18 protein-coding genes and 1 pseudogene are annotated in these 21,064 nt (G+C 60.9%); 7 read left to right on the top strand and 12 right to left on the bottom strand.

The features are described from left to right. Positions 1 to 530: 530 nt before the first annotated feature. The 3 genes from ACI2KS_RS19925 to ACI2KS_RS19915 all read right to left on the bottom strand — a co-directional run bounded on the left by ACI2KS_RS19925 (position 531) and on the right by ACI2KS_RS19915 (position 3,986). Positions 531 to 1,565 (bottom strand): ABC transporter substrate-binding protein, encoded by a 1,035-nt coding sequence (locus tag ACI2KS_RS19925; RefSeq protein ID WP_404622711.1) that lies wholly within the window; start codon positions 1,563 to 1,565, stop codon positions 531 to 533. A gap of 95 nt (positions 1,566 to 1,660) precedes the next feature. Then, positions 1,661 to 3,055, bottom strand: a complete 1,395-nt coding sequence (locus ACI2KS_RS19920) for an aspartate aminotransferase family protein (RefSeq protein WP_404622710.1) — start codon at positions 3,053 to 3,055, stop codon at positions 1,661 to 1,663. Between the two features lie 40 nt (positions 3,056 to 3,095). Next, a complete protein-coding gene (locus tag ACI2KS_RS19915; protein WP_404622709.1) occupies positions 3,096 to 3,986 on the bottom strand; it encodes a phytanoyl-CoA dioxygenase family protein in 891 nt (296 codons plus the stop codon). A 255-nt stretch (positions 3,987 to 4,241) separates the two neighbouring features. On the opposite strand from ACI2KS_RS19915, the gene ACI2KS_RS19910 reads away from it, so the two are divergent. Together ACI2KS_RS19910 and ACI2KS_RS19905 are read left to right on the top strand one after the other, a co-directional pair. After that, a complete protein-coding gene (locus tag ACI2KS_RS19910; RefSeq protein WP_404622708.1) occupies positions 4,242 to 5,135 on the top strand; it encodes an alpha/beta hydrolase in 894 nt (297 codons plus the stop codon). Between the two features lie 51 nt (positions 5,136 to 5,186). Then, on the top strand, positions 5,187 to 6,521 hold the full coding sequence (locus tag ACI2KS_RS19905) for an aspartate aminotransferase family protein (RefSeq protein ID WP_404622707.1): 1,335 nt from the start codon (positions 5,187 to 5,189) through the stop codon (positions 6,519 to 6,521). Between the two features lie 58 nt (positions 6,522 to 6,579). Here the strand turns inward: ACI2KS_RS19905 and ACI2KS_RS19900 are convergent, their stop codons facing one another. After that, positions 6,580 to 7,377, bottom strand: a complete 798-nt coding sequence (locus tag ACI2KS_RS19900; RefSeq protein WP_404622706.1) for an SDR family NAD(P)-dependent oxidoreductase — start codon at positions 7,375 to 7,377, stop codon at positions 6,580 to 6,582. A 257-nt stretch (positions 7,378 to 7,634) separates the two neighbouring features. On the opposite strand from ACI2KS_RS19900, the gene ACI2KS_RS19895 reads away from it, so the two are divergent. Then, positions 7,635 to 9,038 (top strand): APC family permease, encoded by a 1,404-nt coding sequence (locus tag ACI2KS_RS19895; RefSeq protein WP_404622705.1) that lies wholly within the window; start codon positions 7,635 to 7,637, stop codon positions 9,036 to 9,038. A 38-nt stretch (positions 9,039 to 9,076) separates the two neighbouring features. Here the strand turns inward: ACI2KS_RS19895 and ACI2KS_RS19890 are convergent, their stop codons facing one another. The 8 genes from ACI2KS_RS19890 to ACI2KS_RS19855 all read right to left on the bottom strand — a co-directional run bounded on the left by ACI2KS_RS19890 (position 9,077) and on the right by ACI2KS_RS19855 (position 17,884). Beyond that, positions 9,077 to 10,051, bottom strand: coding sequence for an alpha/beta hydrolase fold domain-containing protein (locus tag ACI2KS_RS19890; RefSeq protein ID WP_404622704.1), 975 nt, complete (start codon positions 10,049 to 10,051; stop codon positions 9,077 to 9,079). Beyond that, positions 10,048 to 11,529: a flavin-containing monooxygenase gene (locus ACI2KS_RS19885; protein ID WP_404622703.1), complete on the bottom strand. Its 1,482-nt coding sequence runs from the start codon at positions 11,527 to 11,529 to the stop codon at positions 10,048 to 10,050. Before ACI2KS_RS19885 ends, ACI2KS_RS19890 begins: the two co-directional genes overlap by 4 nt. 68 nt (positions 11,530 to 11,597) lie before the next feature. Continuing rightward, positions 11,598 to 12,761 carry an iron-containing alcohol dehydrogenase gene (locus ACI2KS_RS19880; protein WP_404622701.1) on the bottom strand — a complete coding sequence of 388 codons (1,164 nt, stop codon included), beginning with the start codon at positions 12,759 to 12,761 and terminating at the stop codon, positions 11,598 to 11,600. Positions 12,762 to 12,811: 50 nt separating this feature from the next. Continuing rightward, a complete protein-coding gene (locus tag ACI2KS_RS19875; protein WP_404622700.1) occupies positions 12,812 to 13,612 on the bottom strand; it encodes an SDR family NAD(P)-dependent oxidoreductase in 801 nt (266 codons plus the stop codon). A 97-nt stretch (positions 13,613 to 13,709) separates the two neighbouring features. Beyond that, positions 13,710 to 14,843, bottom strand: a complete 1,134-nt coding sequence (locus ACI2KS_RS19870; protein ID WP_404622699.1) for an AraC family transcriptional regulator ligand-binding domain-containing protein — start codon at positions 14,841 to 14,843, stop codon at positions 13,710 to 13,712. 511 nt (positions 14,844 to 15,354) lie between these two features. Next, the gene (locus tag ACI2KS_RS19865) at positions 15,355 to 15,930 is read right to left on the bottom strand and encodes an NAD(P)-binding domain-containing protein (protein WP_404622698.1); all 576 of its coding nucleotides are present in this window, start codon (positions 15,928 to 15,930) and stop codon (positions 15,355 to 15,357) included. A gap of 12 nt (positions 15,931 to 15,942) precedes the next feature. After that, entirely contained in the window at positions 15,943 to 16,836 is an 894-nt protein-coding gene (locus ACI2KS_RS19860; RefSeq protein WP_404622697.1) for an NAD(P)-dependent oxidoreductase, read from the bottom strand. A 61-nt stretch (positions 16,837 to 16,897) separates the two neighbouring features. After that, a complete protein-coding gene (locus ACI2KS_RS19855; RefSeq protein WP_404622696.1) occupies positions 16,898 to 17,884 on the bottom strand; it encodes an aminotransferase class IV in 987 nt (328 codons plus the stop codon). A 285-nt stretch (positions 17,885 to 18,169) separates the two neighbouring features. Between ACI2KS_RS19855 and ACI2KS_RS19850 the strand changes: the two are divergent. The 4 genes and pseudogenes from ACI2KS_RS19850 to ACI2KS_RS19835 form a co-directional block, all read left to right on the top strand. After that, positions 18,170 to 18,646, top strand: a pseudogene (locus ACI2KS_RS19850) (NAD(P)-binding domain-containing protein); the annotation flags it as partial. Further along, positions 18,626 to 19,048 carry a hypothetical protein gene (locus ACI2KS_RS19845; protein WP_404622759.1) on the top strand — a complete coding sequence of 141 codons (423 nt, stop codon included), beginning with the start codon at positions 18,626 to 18,628 and terminating at the stop codon, positions 19,046 to 19,048. The pseudogene ACI2KS_RS19850 and the gene ACI2KS_RS19845, both read left to right, overlap by 21 nt. 165 nt (positions 19,049 to 19,213) lie before the next feature. Then, positions 19,214 to 19,438, top strand: coding sequence for a hypothetical protein (locus tag ACI2KS_RS19840; RefSeq protein WP_404622695.1), 225 nt, complete (start codon positions 19,214 to 19,216; stop codon positions 19,436 to 19,438). 12 nt (positions 19,439 to 19,450) lie between these two features. Continuing rightward, the gene (locus ACI2KS_RS19835; RefSeq protein ID WP_404622694.1) at positions 19,451 to 20,926 is read left to right on the top strand and encodes a cytosine permease; all 1,476 of its coding nucleotides are present in this window, start codon (positions 19,451 to 19,453) and stop codon (positions 20,924 to 20,926) included. Positions 20,927 to 21,064: the final 138 nt, after the last annotated feature.

The following is a 21,064-nucleotide window of genomic DNA, read 5'->3' as shown; positions in this document are numbered from 1 at the left end:
GGTCCAACAGACCCTGTTCGATCTACGCCCGGTTTTCCGTTAGGGATCAATGGGCGAACGCAGGCTGCAGCTGGGAGGTGCAAACACGGTCCCAGCCTGACAGCAGGCTCGCCGGGTTTGCGCAGGAGGGGATCAGCAGTTGGTGAAAAACAACGAAGAGCCGAGTGCGACATCAAGGTCGCAGCGTGACGAGTAGATACGCACGTCGAGCGCGGTGCCCAGAACGATCGAGGGAGGGAGCGGAGAGTGAAGGAGATGCATTTTTCTATACCTGTTTTAGTGTCGTTATAGGCATGAGAAAAGCGGGCAAGGCCGCAGCAGTGAGTGCCGTTTTGTGTAGCAGGCTTATCGAGTGACCGTTGGCCGACTCGCTCACGCAATGAAGCTAACAAATCCTCGATCAAAAGAACATTCAGAAAATTGCAAAATTCACTTCTCGGATTTCAGAACTGAAGGCTGTTCGCAACGCATGACGCTTGGTGAACAATGCCCGGCCAATGGCTTGGGCATCATTCAGGACCACGCAAGTGTTACTGGGCACTCCACGCGTTGAAACGCTGCTCCAGGGACTCGCCGTAATCAGCCCAGAAGGCCGTGTCGTTCTGCACCTGCTGGGCAATATGCTGCGGGGCGTTTGGCGTTCGTTCGGCTATCGGCTTGTCGAGGCGGGCGATGGCTGCCAGGTTTGCTGGCCCATAGGCAATGCTCTCGGCGAAATGTTGCTGCTGGGCCGCTTCCAGGCTGAACGTGATGAACTGCCGGGCTTGCTCGACGTGTTTCGAACCCTTGGGGATTGCCCAGGCGTCGAAGTCATAAATGCCACCGTTCCAGACCACACGCAGGTTGCTGTCTTTCTGCGCGGCGATGATCCGGCCGCTGTAGGCAGCGCTCATCACCACATCACCGGACGCCAGGTATTGCGCGGGTTGCGCACCTGCTTCCCACCACTGGATCGATGACTTGATCTGGTCAAGCTTGGCGAAAGCGCGGTCCTGTCCCGCTTTGGTCGCGAGCATCTGGTAGACCTGCGAAGGCGGTACGCCGTCGGCCATCAAGGCAAATTCCAGGCTGAACTTGGCGGTCTTGCGCAATCCGCGCTTGCCGGGAAACTTCTTCAAATCCCAGAAATCCACCCATCCGCTCGGCGCGCTGGCAAGTTTGTCGGCGTTGTACGAGAGCACCGTCGACCAGATGAAAAAACCCACACCACAGGGTTGTATGGCACCCTTGAGGTACTGCGAAGGAGCGCCCAGCAGATCAGCCGGCAAAGGTTCGAACATGCCCTCGTCACAGCCCCGTGCCAGCTCCGGCAACTCCACCTCGACCACGTCCCAGTCGACGCTGTGGGTGTCGACCATAACCTTGAGCCTGGCCATCTCGCCGTTGTATTCACCGGCGACGATCTTGCCTCGGCCCTGCGCTTCCCAAGGCTGATAGAACGCCTGGGCCTGTGCCTGCTTGTTAGTCCCGCCAAAGGAAACGACCGTCAGGTTTTCGCCTGCCCGGGCGCCGGAGATGACCAGGCTGGCCAGCGCAAACGTCAATGTCTTGCCTATGGGGCGCATGATGAAGCTCCTGCTCGAAATGTAGGCCCGCGCACCTGCCGGTGCACGGAAGAAGGGGAAATGGGGGATGGGGGAGGCCAGCGCAGACCCGCTGACTAAGCGGTGCACGCAAATCCTTGTTGTTTTCGGGCCCAGTCGAGCGTTTCGTCGAGCGTGCGCTGAAATCGCTCCAGCAACAGGTCGATCTCGTCCGCGCTGATGATCAGCGGTGGGCACAACGCGATGCTGTCCCCGATCCCCCGCACGATCAGCCCGTTGTGTTGTGCGCGCTCGGTGAAGTATTTGCCTAGCTGTCCCAGAGTGCCCAGGGGCGCCTTGGTGGGTTTGTCGATCACCAACTCGACCCCGGCAATCAGGCCACAGCCGCGCACCTGACCCACCAGCGGCGAGCTGGCGAGTCGTTGCAGCCCCGCGTGCAGGCGCTGTCCCATCAGCGCGGCGTGCTCGATCAGGCGGTCCTGCTCGATGATGTTGATATTGGCCAGTGCGACAGCGCTGGCAACCGGATGGCCGCTGCCGGTAAAGCCGGTGCCCAGCACGCCCAAGGCGTGGCTCTGGTCGGCAACCGCGCTATACAGCTGCTCGTTGATCAGCACGGCGGCAATGGGCTGGTAGGACGATGACAGCTGCTTGGAGAGGATCATTGCATCTGGAGTGATGCCGAAGGTTTCGCAACCGAAACGTCTGCCGGTGCGGCCAAACCCGCAGATGACTTCGTCGGCGACTATCAGCACGTCGTGCCGGCGACACACCTGTTCAATCCGCTGCCAATAGCTCGGCGGCGGAACGATCACGCCACCGGCACCCATCAGCGGTTCGGCGACAAAAGCAGCGATGGTCTCGGGACCTTCGCTCAGGATCAACGCTTGGAGTTCTGCTGCCAAACGTTCGACGAACTGTTCCTCGTTTTCCCCCGGCCGGCCGTGCCGGTAAAAATGCGGATTTCCCACATGCAGGAAACCGGGTAACGGCAAATCAAAACCCTTATGCACGCTCGGCAACCCGGTCAGGCTCGCACTCAAGGCGGTCACGCCGTGATAAGCGCCCAGGCGGCTGATGATTTTCTTGCGCTTGGGCTGGCCGATGGCGTTGTTGCGATACCAGATCAACTTGATCAGCACATCGTTGGCTTCCGAACCCGAGTTGGTGAAATACACCTTACTCATGGGTACCGGTGCCAGTTCGATCAAACGCTCGGCCAGCGCGATGCTGGGCGCGTGCGATTTATGGCCGAAGGTGTGGTAGAAGGGCAGGGCCTGCAGCTGGCGGCAGGCAGCGTCCACCAGCCGCTGCTCGCTGAAGCCCAATGCCACGCTCCAGAGTCCGGACATCGCTTCAAGGTAGCGCCTGCCATGCTCATCGATGACGAAGACCCCCTCGCCACGCTCGATGATCAGCGGCCCTTTTTCCTCGTGTGCTCGCGCATCGGTATAGGAATGAAGCTGAAAGCGCACGTCCTTTGCCGCTAATGAATCATTCGAGCCTGGCATCGTGGGTCCTTCACTGGATGATTGGAGGGGGGGCTTGTGATCAGTCCAGTTCCAGCACCTTGGCCAGTTCGACGTAATCCAGGCTCCACAAGGTCCCACCGCCCAGTTTCTGGTTGTGCTGGGAACGGAAACCGGTCAGCTGCTGGCCGCGCTTGCTCAAGGTGCGCGCCATCTCCAGCGGCACAGCGAAGGGATAGGCCTCTTCAGGCACCAGCCAGCCTGGGCAGAAGGCCAGGGCCAGCGCACGACGCGGCCGATCTGACACGTTGGCGCCGCCGCCGTGCACGACTTTGCCGGAGTAGAGAAAGGCATCGCCTTTTTCCATGACGACAGGGATGGTCGGGGTATTTTCGATGCGCTCGCGGTCGTTGAAGTCAGGCCAGCTCTGGCTGCCGGGAATGATGCGCGTGGCGCCCATTTCTTCGGTGTATTCCGACAGTGCCACCAGGCAGTTGCACATCACTTCCGGGCCGGCCGGGCCGAGGCTGCGAAACACCGGGTAGTTCTCCAGGTCGCGATGCAGGTATTGGAGTTTTTCTGTCGGCTGGATCTCGATGATCTGGGCGGCGTTCATCCAGTAGGCGTCACTGGTCTCCAGCATCATGGTGTCGATATAGGACAGCAGAATCTCGTGGTCCAGCATCTCCTCACGGAAGGTCTTGCTGCGGCGGATCAACTGGGTCACACGCTTGGTCTTCTTGCCGGCGAACTCCTGCATCCAGTCAGGTCCGGTGTTGCCTGACGTCCAGGTGGCGACGATAGGGTCCATCTCGGCGTTGAAGCGGTCAACCTGGGCGCTGAACAGCCCCTTGATGATGACCCCACCGTCCTCATCGATGATGCGTTTGACGATGTCCGGTGCGGTACCTGCGGCGACTTCGCGCAGCTTCACAAGCGTTTCGTTCTTGGATTGAGTCTGGGTAGCAAGCATGAGGTTCTCCAGTCGTATGGGACGCTGTGCCGGTTGCGCAGTGACGCAAGGCATGAACCGATATTAGGGCTGGCGATAGCGGCTCAACAGGTGGATGCAGGCCAAATATCTAGGCTTTGACGGCCAGCATCGTCATTGGCTGGCGCGCACAGAAGTTTGGCCACCGCGAACCTGTGCGCTCCCCGTGGACAGCGGCAACATCCGCTGAAACAGGACCGTCGTGACGATCGGTCCCGCCATTGGCAGGAGATGTTCATGCGCAGCGATATCAGCTTCAAGACAACCGACGGCCTGACCTTGAAAGGCTGGCTTTATCTACCGGCCGGCGACAGCGGACGACACCCGGCAATCGTCATGGCCCACGGGTTCACTGCGGTCAAGGAGCAGTACCTGGACCGTTACGCCGAAGTGTTCGCGCAGCAGGGGTTCGCGGTGCTGGTCTATGACAATCGTAACTTCGGTGCCAGCCAAGGCCTGCCGCGTCAGGAGGCCGACCCGCAATTGCAGGTGCGCGATTACCGCGATGCAATCACTTACGTCAGCAGCCTGGACATCATCGACCCTGCCCGCATCGGGGTTTGGGGCTCGAGCTACAGCGGCGGCCATGTGCTGCAAGTGGCGGCCTTCGATCGCCGGGTCAAGTGCGTGTCGTCCCAGGTGCCAGCCATCAGTGGCTCGGCCGACGTGCGCATGGCGGTGCGCCCCGACCTGATGCCGGGCCTGATCGAAGCCTTCGAGGCCGATCGGGCCGCCCGTTATGCCGGCGAACAGCCGCTGCTGATGGATGTGGTAGCCGTGGACCCCAAGGCCGACTGTGCCTTGCCTGGCCAGGACTGCTTCGATTTCTTCACCCAAAGCGGCGACAGCGTTGCACCGGCCTGGCGCAATGAGGTCACGCTCAAAAGCATCGAACTGCTCAACGAATACGAGCCTGGCTATGCCATCGACCGCATCAGCCCTACGCCGCTGCAGTTGATCGTGGCGCTCAAGGACACCGTTACGGTCCCCGATGCGGCACTCAAAGCGTATGAAAAAGCATTGCAACCCAAGCACCTGGTGCTGCTGGACTGCGGTCACTTCGATCCGTACCTGAGCGAGTTCCAGGCGTCCAGCGGCGCTGCCGTCGAATGGTTCAAGCGTCACCTGTGATTTTTCCATCCCCTGTTTAAACCCGGTCTGCCCGTTTCAAGGAATTCACCTATGTCTGCCGCAAAATGGCCTGAAAACCACAGCCAGTCCAAAGCCCTTTATGACCGAGCGACCAAGGTCATGCCGGGCGGTATCACCCGAATCCTGCCGTGGCAGGAACCGTTTCCGGTGTATGCCGGCAGTGGCTCGGGCGCTTACGTGACCGATGTCGACGGCACCCGTCGGCTGGACCTGTTGAACAACTTCGCCTCGCTGATCCACGGTCATGCCCATCCGGCGATCGTTGCGGCGATCCAGGAGCAGGTCACCAAAGGCACCGCCTTCACCTTGCCGACCGAACCTGAAGTAGCCCTGGCCGAAACCGTCTGTGCACGCGCCGAGGGGTTCGAGTGGATACGCTTCTCCAACTCGGGTTCGGAAGCGGTGATGTGCGCGATCAAGGCGGCGCGGGCACTCACCGGCCGCTCGAAGATCGTCAAATGTGAAGGCGTGTATCACGGCTCCTACGACTACGCCGAGGTCAGCCTCGATTCGTCACCGGAAAACTGGGGCGATGACCCCAAATCCATCGGCTATTCCAAAGGCGTGCCTGAAGGCGTCAAGAATGACGTGGTGGTGATCCCGTTCAATGATGTCGAGGCCGCCGAGCGAATCATTCTTGCCAATCGCGAGGCCATCGCTGCGATTCTCATCGATCCGGCCCCCAGCTATTTCGGTTTCGTTCCGGTAACGCAGGCCTTCATCGAGATGATCCGTCGGGTGTCGACTGACATCGGCGCGGTGTTCATCCTGGACGAAGTCATCACCTTCCGGGTACACAGCGGCGGGGCGCAGACACGTTTCAATATCAAGCCTGACCTGACCGTGTTGGCGAAGATCATCGGCGGTGGCTTCCCGGTAGGCGCCGTGGTCGGGCTGCGCAAGTTCATGCAGGTGTTCGATCACCGCGAAGGCAAGCCGCTGCTGCCATGGAGCGGCACGTTCACCGCGAATCCGATCACCATGACCGCGGGCAAGATTGCCCTGGACCTGTATACCCAGGCTGAGTCCGATCGTATGGATGTGTTGGGCGACCGGTTGCGCGCCGGCGTTACCCAGGCCTTCGCCAAGGCCGGTTTCCCCGGTCAGGTGACGGGTTTCTCCTCGATGTTCATGGTGTTCGGTCATCAGCGCGAGATCAGCGATTACCGCAGCGGCTATTCCAGCAAGCAAGAGTCCAAGTGGGTCACGCGCCTGCAACGCAATCTGGTGCTGGAGGGCTATCACATCGCCAAGACCGGCAAGGCGTTCCTGTCGACGGTGATGACCGAGGCGGATATCGACGGTTTTGTCGCTGCCACCGAGCGGGCGGCCCGCCAGGCGGTCAACGACGCTGCCGAAGGCTGATTGAGACGCACGAAAAAGCGGCGCTGCCCTGGCAGCGCCGCTTTTTTTCGTCTGCCGATTATTGTGCGGTGTAGGCGCCATCCACCGTCAGCAGCGAGCCGGTCATCCACTGCGCGTCTTCGCAGGCCAGAAAAGTCACGGCCTTGGCGACATCATTGACGTTGCCGATGCGCGGCCAGGGAGTGAGGTTTTCCAGCAGCGTCTTGATCTCGGGATCGTCCAGCTCCTGACGCACCATCGCCGTGGCAAGGAAACCCGGGCATACCGCATTGACGTTGATCTTGTGAGCGGCAAAATCCACGGCCAGTTGGCGGGTCAGGTTGTTCACCGCGCCTTTGGACGCACAGTAGGAGGCCTCTTGCGCCAGACCTACCAGCCCGCCTATGGAAGAGATGTTGACGATTTTTCCTCGGGTGCCGGTGTCGCTCACTTCCTGCTTCATCATTTGCGTGATCGCAAACTTGCAGCCAAGCCATGTGCCCTTGGTGTTGACGTTCATGGTCAGGTCGTAGTCAGCCTCGGTTTCCTCGACGATAGTCTTGAGCTCAACCGCTACGCCGGCGTTGTTGATCATGATATCCAGGCGCCCGAAGCGCTCGACGGCCGCCTGTACCAGCGCTTCCATTTCAGTGTAAAGGGCGACGTTGGCCTTGACGAAAATAGCCTCGCCGCCCTTGTCACGAATCAGCTGGTCAGTGTCGATGTGCAGGTCGGTTTCGAAGCCTTCCGGGCGGGCGCTGCTGGTCAGGTCCGAGCACACCAGGCGGGCACCTTCGGCGGCCAGCGCCAAGGCTATGGCGCGACCGTTACCTGAACTTGAACCGGTCACAATGGCTATTTTGTTGTTGAATCGCATTGGGTCGCCTCCATCGGCAAGCAGGGTGTCAGGAGCAGGCATGCCCCTTGTCTTGAGTGTCACGGCGAGAGTCTAAGAACCCGCTGCGGGCGTTAACAGGTGCAAAAAGGACAGTTCCCCTGCGTTGGAAAAATGCGGCGTGGGGGGCGATCAGCGCTGCACACATTGGCCGTTGGCAACCTGTTGCGAGGGGGCGCTGTGGCGCTAGCCTTGGCCCGAATCTGTCCCTCTTGCTCTTGTTTTTCGAGGCCCAAACCATGTCGCAACCTGCTGCCCATTCACTCAAGCGCGATACCCTGGATACCAGGGATCTGGTGCTGCTGGTACTCGCCGCTGTCGCCCCCATGGGCATTGTGGTTTCGCTGACCACGCTGTCCATTGCCCTGGGCACCGGCGCCGGTACCCCGGGCACGTATATCGTCGCGGCACTGATCTTTTCGGTATTCGCCGTGGGGTATCTGAAGATGAGCCAGCGCATCACCAATGCTGGCGCGTTCTACGCCTATATCAGCGCAGGCTTTGGCGCCAAGGCAGGGCGCGTCGCTGCCTGGCTGGCGGTGATCACCTATAACGCAATCACGATCGGTACCTTTGGCAGCCTGTCGTTTTTCAGCAGCCTGGTGCTCAAGGACCTGACCGGTATCGATGTCGGCTGGCAATGGTTGGGCATGCTATGGCTCAGTGCGACGCTGATCCTCGGTTACCTGGATGTCGGCGCCAGCGCCAAGGTACTGGCAGTGGCGTTGGTGCTTGAAGTGGTCAGCCTGTTTGCCTTCGATCTGGCGGTGCTGTGGGACAAGGGCTTTCACGGCTTTTCGCTGGAAGTATTCAACCCTCACCTGGTGCTGGGCAGCGGTGCCGGGTTGAGCCTGATTCTTGGCCTTGGCTCGTTCATCGGCTTCGAGGCAACGGTGATTTACGGCGAGGAAGCCCGCGATGCGCGGCGCACCGTTTCACGGGCGACCTACATCGCGATTGGCCTGATTGCGATTTTTTACCTGACGACAACCTGGGCCATGGTGTCCGCGGTCGGTGTGGAACATGCCAGGGAAGCGGCAGCGGCTGATCCGGCCTCTTTCCTGTTCATCATCAATAACCAGTACGTTGGCAGCCTGGCGACTCAGATCATGCAAGTGTTGGTGATCACCAGCCTGTTTGCCGGCTTTCTGGCGCTGCACATGAGTGCGGCGCGGTATCACTTTTCACTGGCGCGCAGCGGCGTCCTGCCAGCGTGGATGGGCAAGACCCATCCCACATACCATTCGCCGTTCAATGGCACAGTGGTCCAGCTGGCGCTGGTGGCGGGGGTCACCCTTTGCTTCGTCGCGGCCGGGCAGCATCCGTATCTGCAGATGGGGGTTGCCCTGTTCGGCATGGGAGTGCTGGGGATCGTGCTGTTGCAGTGCCTGACCAGCTTTGCGGTGCTGCGCTATTTCAGTCGCCACCGCCGAGGGGAATCACTTTGGAGCACGGCGGTGGCGCCTTTGCTTGGCGGGCTGAGTATGCTGCTAGCGTTCGTGCTGATGATTGACAATTACGCGGTGATGACCGGTAGCGATCAGTGGTGGGTCAATCATCTGCCATTGGGGTTTGCGGCGGCACTTGTATTGGGCCTGGTTGGCAGGTCATCGGTGGGCGGTGCGCAGGTGGTCCAGCCCTGATCGGAACGCGCGGCGGCCGCAGCCGTCGCGCGATTGTCTCAGTCCGAGACCGCCACTCGCTGGGCAATGAACTGCGCTGCCCGTGTGATCAGCAGGCGGCCGGTTTCGATCTTGCCGGCGCTGGTCAGCAGGCCATGAGCATGACGGGGCAGATGCTGATGAACCACCGCGGTACCGGCGCGAGCGGCGGCCGCAGCATAGGCAATGCCTTCGTCGGCCAGAGGGTCATGACCCACGGTGAGCATGAACAAGTCCGGTTGCACACGGCCTTCAGCGTGCAACAGGGGTGACAGCCGGGCATCGCTGAGGTCCGCACCGGCCGGCACATATTGCTCCCTGAACCAGTGCATCGACGCCGCTGTCAGCGGGAAGCCTTGGGTGATGCGCTGGTATGAAGGGTGGCTGGCGGTCAGGTCGGTCACCGGGTAGAACAGCACCTGGGCCTTGAAGACAACATCCTGTACCTGATACGCGGGGTGATTGGCCAGCACCGTGGCCATGTTGCCGCCGGCGCTGTCACCCGCGATCACCGCATTGCCCAGGTCCAGGTGCAGATCGCTGGCGTTGTCTCGAATGAATCGAACCGCCGCCAGGCAATCGTCCAGCGGCACCGGAAAGCGCTGCTCCGGGGCCAGGCGATAGTTGACCGCGACTACACTGACTGCCGACTGGTTGGCCAGGCTGCGACAGAGGCTGTCATGGCTTTGCAGATCACCGATGACCCAACCGCCACCGTGGATGAATACCACCACCGGGGTGCGGGTGGCGGGGCTGCAGCCCATCGGCCGATAGAGGCGTAGCGTGGCTGTGCCCTGTGCGACCGGGTAGTCGAGGGTGCGCACCTCTGCCACGGCTTGCGCGGCAACGCCGTTGGCAGCGCAAGCCTTGAGGTAATTGGCCCGTGCGTCGGTCAATGGCACGTCCTGGAATGAGACTGCGCCGCTGGCCCGGAACGCACGGACCAGGTCTACCGCATCGGCGGCGACCTGTTCCAGTGCGATGGCTTCGGTCATGCGCTGACCTCGCTACGAACGTCCAACACCTCGTAATCCTCTGCTCGCCAGTGGCTGGCCAGTGCGCGGTATTCGTCAACGGTACCTGACCAGTTGTTAATGACCTTGCCGGCAGCATTTTTGTACCAACTGGAGCAGTCCGAAGAGAAGGCCGAAGACTGCATGTTGGTTTGCAGCGCGTCGTTGTAAGCGTCGAACGCCTCCTGCTTGACGTCGATTGCCTGTGCGGCCACGGTCTGCACGGCCTGGATGATATAGCGCTGCTGGATCTCCAGCATGGTGATGATCGAGTTGTGGTTCAGGTTGGTGTTCGGCCCGTAGATCATGAACATATTGGGGAAGCCGGGTACGGTCATTCCCAGATAGGCCTCGGCGCCTTGCTGCCAGCGGTCGTGCAGGGTGCGGCCATCGAGGCCGAGCACCTGCAGGTCGCCCTGGAATGCCTGGCTTTCAAAACCGGTGCCGAAAATCACCACATCGAACGCGTGCAGCGTACCGTTTTTGTCGACGATGCCTTCGGCTACGAAATGGTCGACGGCCGCTGTCTCAAGGCTTACGTTGCTACGCATCAGCGCCGGGTAATAATCGTCGGAACGCAGGATGCGCTTGCAGGCGAATTCGTAATCAGGCGTCAACTTGGCGCGCAACCCCAGATCCGGTACTTGCGCGGCCAGGTGACCGCTGGCCATCTTGATGCCTTCCTGTTGAGCGTCGGTGCCGTGGCGAGTACGGGCAAAACCATTTTCGCGAAACGCATGCAACTGCCGGCGGCTCTCGTGGAACAGATCAGGTTCGGCGCTGTAGGCGTCAAGTTGATCCTCGGAGAAGATGATCTGGTTGCGCGGCATGATCCAGTTGGCGCTGCGCTGGAAAACGGTCAGGTGCGCGGCTTGCTTCGCAACCTCGGGGACATATTGCACGGCACTGGCCGCAGCACCGATGCTGGCGACCTTTTTACCCGCCAGCTGTGCGTCATCTGGCCACTGGGCCGAATGGAAGTACTGCCCGGCGAAGCTGTCCAGGCCTTTGAATCGTGGGATGGCCGGCTTGTTCAACTGGCCCCATGCCGGGACGAAGAAGCGCCCTTGCAACCGCTCGCCATCGGCAAGTTCGAAGCCCCATTGCTGCAGCGATTCATCCCAGCGGGCCTGGGTCAGTTCGCTTTCGAGCTTGATGTGCTGCATCAGGTCGTAGTGCTCGGCCATGGCGTCCATATAGCCCAGTAGCTCCTGGCGATCAGCGTACATTTTGCTCACACGCAGGTGAGGGTAGAAGCTGTAGCAGTACAGATGCGATTCGGTGTCGCACGCCGCGCCAGGGTAGGCATTGTCGCGCCATACGCCACCGATGCGCGAACCACGCTCCAGGATGATGAAGTTTTCGATGCCCTGCATTTTCAGCTGGGCGGCCATGCCCAGGCCACCGAAGCCTGCACCGAGAATGACGATGTCGTAAGAGTTGTGTGCGTTGTGCGGCATGATCGGTTCCTTTCTTGTAAGCGGCTCGTGTGAAGAGCCTCGGTTGTTCAGAGGCGATGTGCGTGGGTTCAGTAGGCTTTCTTGTAGAGCGCCAGGGCGTCGGCTTCGCGCAGCCCGACCGGATTGTTCTGCAGCAGGCGCTCCTGCTTCATGGCGTCTTTGGCCAGCAGTGCCAGGCTGTCTTCAGTGACGTTCACATCACGCAGGCGGCGGGGTGCGCCGGAGCGGTTCATCAAGTCATCCATGAACTCCACGAACCGGGTCGCGCGCGAAGTGATGGTGGCGTTGCCGGGGCCCAGCAGCACGTCTGCAAGTTCGGCGTACAGCGGCGCCGCCGCGCTGAGGTTGAAACGCAGCACCGGGCCGAGCATCAGTGCATTGGATAGGCCATGGGGAATGTGATAGTGGCCACCCAGCGGATAGGCCAGGGCGTGCACGGCCGCCACCGGCGCGTTGGCGAACGCTTGTCCGGCCAGCGTCGCGCCCAGCAGCATGGCTTCGCGGGCCAGACGGTTCTTGCCGTCTTCGCAGGCGGCGATCAGATTGTTCGCCAGCAGCCTCAGCGCTTCGCGGGCGAGGGCATCGGAAATCGGATTCTTGCGATGGCGGCTGGTGTAGGCCTCGATGGCATGCACCATCGCGTCAATACCGGTCGCGGCCGTTATCAGCGGCGGCAGGCCCACGGTCAGCTCGGCATCGAGGATGACCTGGTCGGCGTACAGTTGGGACGCGACGACGCCCATTTTTGTGGTCTCACCGGTGGTCAGGATGGTGATGTTGGTGACTTCCGAGCCGGTGCCGGCGGTGGTTGGAATCTGCACCAAAGGCAAACGCGTGCCTTTGACTTTGCCGATGCCGTACAGCTCGGACAGTGGCTGGTTCGACGGGATCAGGACAGCCGCGAGCTTGGCGATGTCCATTGAAGAGCCACCGCCCAGGCCCAGGACAATGTCGGCCTCTACTGCCCTGGCCTGATCGACACACTGATGCAACACCGCTTCCGGCGGATCGGCCACCACGTCATCGAACACACTGATGTTGAATCCGGCTTCTTGCAGCGAGGTCTTGGCAGGGTCGAGCAAGCCTGCGGTGTGCAGGAACTTGTCGGTGACGATGAGCAGATTACGCCGTTCGGTCCAGGCGCCGAGTATCTCGCCCAGCCTCCGAGCGGCGCCCCATTCGCAGTAGATCGAGGCCACGGTGTCGAAAGTAAACGGCTTGAAAATGCTCATAGGTTCGGTTCCATTGCAGGCTTGAGGAAGAGCTGTGACGGGCTTGAGCCCTATACCGAATAACGCGACAGGGTTTCGCCGCCATCGATGCGCACCAGGGCGCCATGGATGTAGCTGGAGCGGTCCGAGGCCAGGAACACCGCCAGGTCGGCGACGTCCTCGATCTCTCCCCAGCGCTTGAGCGGAATGGTTTGGGCGAAGTCATCGACGTAACCGGGTTGCTCCATCAGGGCGCGGGTGAGGGCGGTCTTGGCGTAGGTCGGGCAAATACCGTTGACGCGGATGCCGTGGTGGCCATATTCGATCGCCAGGCAGCGGGTCAGGTTGGCCTGTGCGCCCTTGGAGATGTTGTAGACCGATTGCCATGGGTGGCCTTGCAGGCCGGCGGTGGAGACCAGGTTGATGATGTTGCCGCCACCCCCCTGACTCAGAAACGCTTTGATAGCGGCCTGCGCTCCGAAGAACGAGCCTTTGACGTTGACGTTCAGGCACAGGTCCAGCTCTTGCTCGCTGAACTCGTGGATCAGTTTACCGTCGCGATAAACGCCGGCATTGTTGATCATGATGTCCAGGCGCCCGAATCGCTCGGTCGCCGCTTGCACCAGTGTCGTCAGGTCGGCACTGCGGGTTACGTCGCAGTGCTGGAAGATCGCCTGCCCGCCACGCTCGATGATCAGTTGCGCGGTGGTCCGTTCAGGCTGCTCATCGAAGCCCTTGGGGTTGCTGGCCTCACTGATATCGCCAATGACCAGGCATGCGCCTTCTTCTGCCAGTTTCAGGGCAATGCCGCGGCCAAGGCCGGTGCTCGCACCGGTGATTACCACGACCTTGCCGGCCAGTTTCATGTCCATCAAAGAGTACCTTGCAGGGGAGTGACGCTTGAGTGGATGGAACCGCGCGATGAGCGTTGTCATGCAGGCATCCGCGCGGTCTTGTCAGGGGCGCATGTCAGCTGACCGCCGCCATGCTTCTTTCAGCCCACAGTGCGTGCGACGGCTGCAGCTGCCCACCGGCGCTCTTGCCATGGCCGAAACGTGAGGCGTATTTGCCGCCGTTGTTGAGCACCCGGTATTCGCGAGGCGAGCGGCCGGTCCAGCGCTTGAAGGCATGGCGGAAGTTTGCCGCGTCGCTGTAGTTCAACTGCTCGGAGATAGCCTCGGTGGTCATCGGGGTGTTGAGCAGATAACGAATCGCCAGCTTCTTGCGCACTTCCACCAGCAGGGCGTTGTACGAGGTGCCCAGCGCATCCAGGCGCCGGCGCAGGGTGCGCGGCGACAGGTGCAGGCTGTCGGCGATATCGGACAGCGAGGCAATACAGTGCCCGGAGCGAAGCAACAGATTCTGTACTCGATAGCTGAGGTCGTATTTCTGCACGACTTCGCGCAGCTGCGCCTGGCAGGTCGCCTTGCAGCTGGCGTGGGTGATGCTGTTGGCCTGAGCCAGCTTGGCATCGAGCCAATGGTCGGCGAAGCGGATAGCGGTGCGGTCGCAGTTGAAGCGCACATCCAGGCCAAGGCTGGTGCGTACCCGGGCTTGCTCCTGTGGCGTGGCGTCGATGCAAAGGTCGATGCCTTCGCACTGGAAGCCCATCCCATGAATGTCTTGCAGCAGCGTCATCAGCTTGGAGATTTCCAGGTAATACCAGAAACCTTCCTGGCCATTGCTCAGGCCGTAATGATCAGTGAGTTCAAGGCGAGTGGTCTGGTCATCATCATTGATGTGCAGCCCGAGCTTGAAATTCATCAACAGGCCAAACTGCTCAGCCACAGCCAGGGCTTCACGCAGGGTGGCGCTGCTGAGCAGGGCGAAGCCGACAATCCCGTAGGAAGTCAGGTGCAGGCGCTTGCCCACTTCCAGGCCCAGCAGGGGATTGTTGGCGCTGCGATTGAAGGCGGCATGAATCCGCGCATGTTGATTGAGCGAGATTCTGCTCTGCGGGTTGTACAGGTCGGCGAGGGTGAGATCGCCCGTCGCCAGGCATTGACTGAGCTGCTGCTCGTCACAGCCGGTGACGTTTGCCGCGGCAAGGATCTCGGCTGTGGAGAAAATCTTGTCGTCGCAGGTTATTGGTGTTGTGTCCATCAGTCCCATCATGCAGCCCTCACGGCGATAATCACGCAAATGGATCGCGCAGCAAGGCGCAATCGAAAGGAGATATCCGCATCGAAACTATTCAAGATTCGATGCATTGGCTTGGGCAGGCCGGGGGATTGCGCGCGCCGGTGAGGTATCGCTTAGCGACGCCGCGCCGGGGCAGGCGGGTGGACAAAAAACCGCAGTGAAGCAGGCGTTCAAATACGGCGAGACAGCATTTGCAGAACGGGTCTTGGACCTCATTTTTTTTATCTCCTGACCTTTCGGGCCCGGCATGCGGAGCCCTGTTTTTGTTGGTCTTTCAGGTAGGAATCACGTTTGCACGCAGGACCTTGGAAATCGCGTGGCGCTTAACTAGGTCGTGTGACCGATTAAATACGGTCGCTTGACCTAGGTCAAGTGACCGTAAAGCGAATTCCATAAAAAAACTCACCGTTGAGGTGAGTTTTTTTCGCTGCCTGAGCAGAGGTCGGTGCCGCGGTGTCGGCCGGTCCAGTCCCTATGGCGCGAGTGCCTGCCCGACGTCAGGATCGGTATGAGCCGCCGCGCGATATTCAAGGGGGGCGGCGCAGTCGCTGCCCAGGTAGGTAAGGGACGCGCCCAGGCTGTGGCACAGGGGCTTGAGTTTTTCATAGACCCGTCGTGGCCCGGCGCAGACCAGTTCGCAGCCGCTCTGGCCAATGTCATCGGCATGGCCGGTCAGGCTGATTTCCAGATAGTCGATGTGCTCACTGCGGGCCCACTCACCCATCGAGCGCGCCGAGGAGGCGGGGCGGCTCTGCGAGGTATTGAAACTGATCAGCGCCTTGCCGTGCAGGCCAAAAGTCGTTTCAGGACTGCACAGACGTGCGTTCATCAGCAACTGGTCAGGAAAGCAGGTGATCACGATGTCGCTGCTGTCGACCGCCTGTTCGAGGTTGCGCAGCAGGGTGAAGCCTTCGCAGGGCGCTACCAGGTTGTTACGCAGCGGATCCAGCCCGGAGACGTCAAAACCTTGCTGCGCCAGCGTGCGGGCAATGCTGCTGCCGAAGGTGTCCAGGCCGATGATGGCCACGCGTTTAGTTGCAGTCGTCATGATCAAGTGCTCTCAGGCGGGGCGATGTTCAGGGTGCATGGCTTTGTAGAGTGCGGCGATGTCCTGCTCGCCCATGCCCGCGGCCTGGGCCATCCGGCAGTAGGCCAGATACGCATCGGTGCTGGCGTGCGGCACATTGGCGCTTGTCAGCGCATCGAGCACCACCTCTTGGCCGGCGACATGGACATCGACCGATGCCTGTTCCCCGCTGTAGTTGTCATGGGTGATTCGATCGGCGGCGGTGGCGATACCGTCCACCAGCATGTCGGTCATGATGGAAGACAGGTGCTTGAAGGCGTCCACCGAAACCCCGGCGGACGCTGCCAGCACTGCGCCTTCGAGCCACGCCGCGAATGCGCCGAAGTAAAACGCATACAGCGCCAGATACGCGGGAGTGCAGGATTTCGGGTCAGCGCCCAGGTAACGCGGGTTGCCGGCCAGAATCTTCAGGGTAGGCTGATGGCTGTGCCAGGCCTCTGGACTGCCGGAATACAGAATGGCCGTCTTCGCAGCGCCAATGTCCTTGGGGTAGCAGAGGATGCCAGCGTCCAGGTACCGCGCGTTGTGTTCGTCTGCCCAGCCGGCGAGGCGAACGACATCCTCGACCGTGCCGGTGCTCATGTTGACGATCGTCCTGGCGCCCAGGTCCAAGCTTGGGCCAAGGCTGTGCAGCACGGTCTCGCAAGCCAGCTTGTCGATCATGCAGATGATTGTCAGGTCACTGGCCAGTAGCGCTGTTTGCACGTCGCCGGCCAGGGTAGCGCCTGCCTCGACCAGAGGCGTTGCGCGCTCGGCGTTGCGATTCCATACGGTTACTGCGCAGCCCGCTTGCATCAGCGTGCGCGCCAGCACGCCGCCCATTGCACCAAGGCCCAGAATGCTGACGGAAGTATTAGCGTGTGGCATGGACGTTCCTCGATGAGGTGTATCGCGGCACCGGTCAGGGTCACCGCGAGGGCAGGCCAGCCTAAATCGCGGCAGGCGTGGTGAAATCCACGGCGGTACCCAACCAGCCGTCCCAACGCTTGGTCCAGTACAGGTTGTGCAGCTGTGTGGTCAGTGCGCCAGGGCCGGCCTTGCCACCCAGGACCCTGTCGTCGACGCTGTTGATTGGCATGACACCGCCAGCGGTAGACGTCAGGAAGGCTTCGTCGGCGTTCAACAGTTGTTCGACATGTACACGCTCAACGTGCAGTGGCAGCCCCATCTCTTCAGCCAGTTCCAGTGTAGTCTTGCGGGTGATGCCTTCCAGGCAGCCGGAATCGGGCGTGAACAGCACGCCATCTTTGATCAGAAAAATGTTCGAGCCGGGGGCTTCAGTCAGATAGCCATCGGCGTCGCACAACACCGACCACTCTTTGCTTGCCGCACGCGCTTCGAACAGCGACAGCTTGAGGTCCATCCAGTGGAAGTTCTTGGCCGTCGGGTCGACCGCTTTGGGCGGGATCCGGATGAATTGCTTGCTGACCAATACGTCCATGCCACGGCTGCGCTGTTCGTCGTTGGAAATGAACACATAAGGCACGACGAAGGCGTAGAAGCGGTTCTCATAGGCCTGTGGATTGATGCGGTCATTGCCATCGGGCATGAAGCCGCGAGTCACTGCCCACCAGACGTAGGCCTCCCTGGTGCCGGCTTGCTTGATGAGGTTGTCCAGGATCTCGACGGTTTGCGCTTTGGAGTAGGGGTTGGTCAGCTGGAACTTGCGGCATGCGCTTTCGAAACGCTCCAGGTGATCTTCGAGGCGGAACAGATAGCCTTTGCTTACGCTGACCACGTCATAGCAGGCATCGGCTTGGGTGAAACCCAGGTCCGACATGGGAATAGCGGCATTATCCAGGTCGACGTAAGTGCCGTGGATGAACGCCGAGCCGTGGCCGTACTTCGGATCATGTGCCGCCCGAGCGTGCGCCGGATCGTTCAACATGATGTGATCTGCCTGAATGATCGTCATCGTTCGCTCTCTCTCAATAGAAGGAATGGACCGCTTTGGCGCTGGGCCGTGGCGTCGTTGCCTGTGGGTTTATCTTAGGGGGCCTCAGGCGAGCACCAACAGGTGAGCAGGGGCCAACTTAGCAAGGTGATGCGGCCAGCGCGCCGCGGGTGGCGGTGAGCCTGAACGTGTCCCGCCACGGTCGCTTTCTTGGCCTGAATTCACCTTTTTTCCGCGCCCGTGCCTGCCTACAGTTCTGGCAACCCGGCGCACTGACGCCGCCGGACTTCACCGACAAAGGGATCAGGCATGAAGCACTCGAACGTGACGTTCATCGGTCTGGGACAAATGGGAGCGGCACTGGCGCCGCCATTCATTGATGCAGGTCTGCACGTCACCGTGTGGAACCGTTCGATCGCCAAGGCCCAGCCGTTGGTGGCACTGGGCGCCACTGCGCAGGCCAGTTTCGTCGAGGCGATCAAGGCGTCCGATCTGATCATCGTCTGCCTGTCCGACTATGCCAGCAGCAACGCGTTGTTTCTGCAGGATGGCATCGCGCCCCTGCTCAAAGGCAAGACCCTTGTGCAACTGACTACCGGTGACGGCAAGCAGGCGCAGGCCGGTGCCCGGTGGGCGGCCGAGATCGGCCTTGACTACCTGGACGGTGCGATCATGGATTACCCGACGAAAGTCGGCGGCCCTGAATGCATGCTGCTGGTCTCGGGGGGCTTGGCCGTGTGGAACAGCTGCGCCGAGGAGCTGATGCTGCTGGGCGGGCGCATGACGTATGTGGGGGAGAAACCAGGCTCGGCCAACGTTCTCGATGGCAGCCTGCTGACTATGTACTACGGCAATACTTTCGCCTTGATGCAGAGCGCGGCGATGCTCCAGGCCGAGGAGGTCGACATCAAGGATTTCGCGACCGCTCTGCAGGCGTTCAAGCCAGTCATCGAAAGCACTTGGAAACGCACGGTGCAAGCCATTGATCGCAAGGATTACTCCGGTAACGAAGCGTCGATCCATGTGCATTCGCTGGGTGTACAGTCGCTGCTTGAACGCGCGAAGAACGCCGGCGTCGAGCACGGGCTGCTGCAGCTTTTTGCCGGTTACGTCGACCAGGCGGCGACCAATGGTCACCAGGCCGATGAGTTGCCTGCAGCCTACGAGGTTTTTCGTCCCCGGTGATCGGCAAGGTCCCGCAGGATGGCCTCTGCGCACCTGTTGGGCACCCTTGGCAAGGGCATAATCAGCCCACGGACCAGGCGCCCGGCGCAAGCGGCGGACGCCCGGATCCGAGAACAATAATGAATCCCTCGAAACCCTGCCGTCTCTCGTTTTCAGGAGCACCCTATGCGTGATGCAACCAGCGTTCATCTACTGGGCGATCATTGTTTTTTGATTGACGATTCCATTGGCGACCTCGATCTGGACCTGGTGAAAAGCCTGGTCGCGTTGAACTCGGCCGAAAACGTCGCTGATGAAACCAGTCAACCGACCGGCTCGATCATCGTCTCGGCCGCCGCCTGGTTCATCGCCGGTGTGGTGCTTTGGGCCCTGGTGGGTTTTTACATCTGAGGAGGGTGCAAGATGAGTCACTCCAATGCGGATGTGAGCGGTCAGATCTCCCGGGAAACCCTCGCCGGTCGCCTGCCAGTGCCGGGTGCGGCCCGGCTGTACACCGGCTTCGGCACACTGCTCAATGCCGCCGTGGCATTGGGCGCGGCCAGCTATAACTACTTGTTTGGCGCCTCGGTGGCGGCGGTCGGCAGTACCTCGCTGGGTATCATCGGCTACGTGATAGGCCTGATGATGACCCTGGCGCCGATGTACCTGGCGTCCGGTATGCTCAGCTATCGGCACGGTGTCGACCCGGTCGATGCGGCCAAGAGTGCGCTGGGCACGCGCGGCTCGTCACTGCTGTTGTTCATGATCCTGATCACCACCCTGGGTTGGGGGTTCGTGCTGGTGGCCATGACGGGCCAGGCGGCGGGGCGCTTGCAACAAGTGCTGATGCATCCTGGCGCTGGCATCGACAATACCTTTGTGGCGCTCGTCTCGATCCTGATGCTGGTACTGGTGTGGGTGGCACTGCGCAAAGGCCCTGCGATGATGGCATTGATGACGCGCTTCACCTCGCCAGCGGTACTGATCATTGCGGCTATCCTGCTTTATCTGATCACCCGTGATGTCAGCCTGTCGACGCTGTGGCACACCAATGTCCCGGCGAGCGCTGCCTACACCACCGACCCTTTGCTGCAGTTGGCCTACGGTGTGGAGTTCGGCGCCTCCAACGCTCTGACGATCGTTCCGTTCTTCGGCGGTATGGCGCGTCTGATTCACAAGCGCAAGCACCTGATCACGCCATGCCTGCTGGGCTCGGGTCTGATCGGCGCTGGCTTCACCACGGCGGTCGGCGCGCTGGCGTCGGTGGCCACAGGTTCTACCGAGCCTGCGCAGTGGGTGGTCAAGACCGCAGGCAGTGGGCTTGGGGCGGTTATCGTGATCGTCCTGCTGCTGGCCAACCTTGGTACGCTGGTGAGTTTCTTCTATCTGGCGGGCGTCTCTGTACAGCAGATCAGGTTCTTTGCCCGCATGCGTTGGGATGTGATCATCGCCGTGCTGTTGCTGCCTGGGGTATTGGTGGCCTTCCAGACCGACTGGCTGATTGCGCACGTGATGAACTGGCTGGCCTATAACGGCGCGATGTTCGCCGGGATTGCGGCCGTGCTCTTCACCGACTACCTGTTGTTGCGTCGCCAGCGCATCTTGCCGGCTCACCTGTTCGTCAAAACCAGTGACAGCGCCTACTGGTATTGGGGTGGCATCAACTGGGTGGCGATTGCCGTGGTGCTGCTGGGGGCGTGTTCCTACCTGTCATTCTTCAACCCGATGACGCTGGAAGTCAGTAGCTCATTTCGCTACATGGGCGCGGCCATGCCGTCTTTCATACTGTGCATTGCCGTCTACTACGTGGCCATGCGTCTGGTCATTGCCTCAAGCGAGAAGGGCGGTTATCGCACCACCGAGCGGCTGGCAATGAAAAAAGTTGCCGTCGGTCTTTGAGTCGGCGTAGTTTGCAAACCAGGGCCCCGACGTAATGTCGGGGCTTTTTTGGTTGCGCGTCTGTCGCTGCGGTCACTGCAAATTTGACCGCCGCGCACCTGTTTGTCGGCCATGGCTGGCTCATAATCGCCGCTGATT

Source organism: Pseudomonas sp. NPDC087358 (assembly GCF_044900785.1).
Classification (GTDB): Bacteria; Pseudomonadota; Gammaproteobacteria; order Pseudomonadales; family Pseudomonadaceae; genus Aquipseudomonas.
Note: the sequence above shows the minus strand (reverse complement) of the source record. Positions and strands in the feature narration are given on the sequence as shown.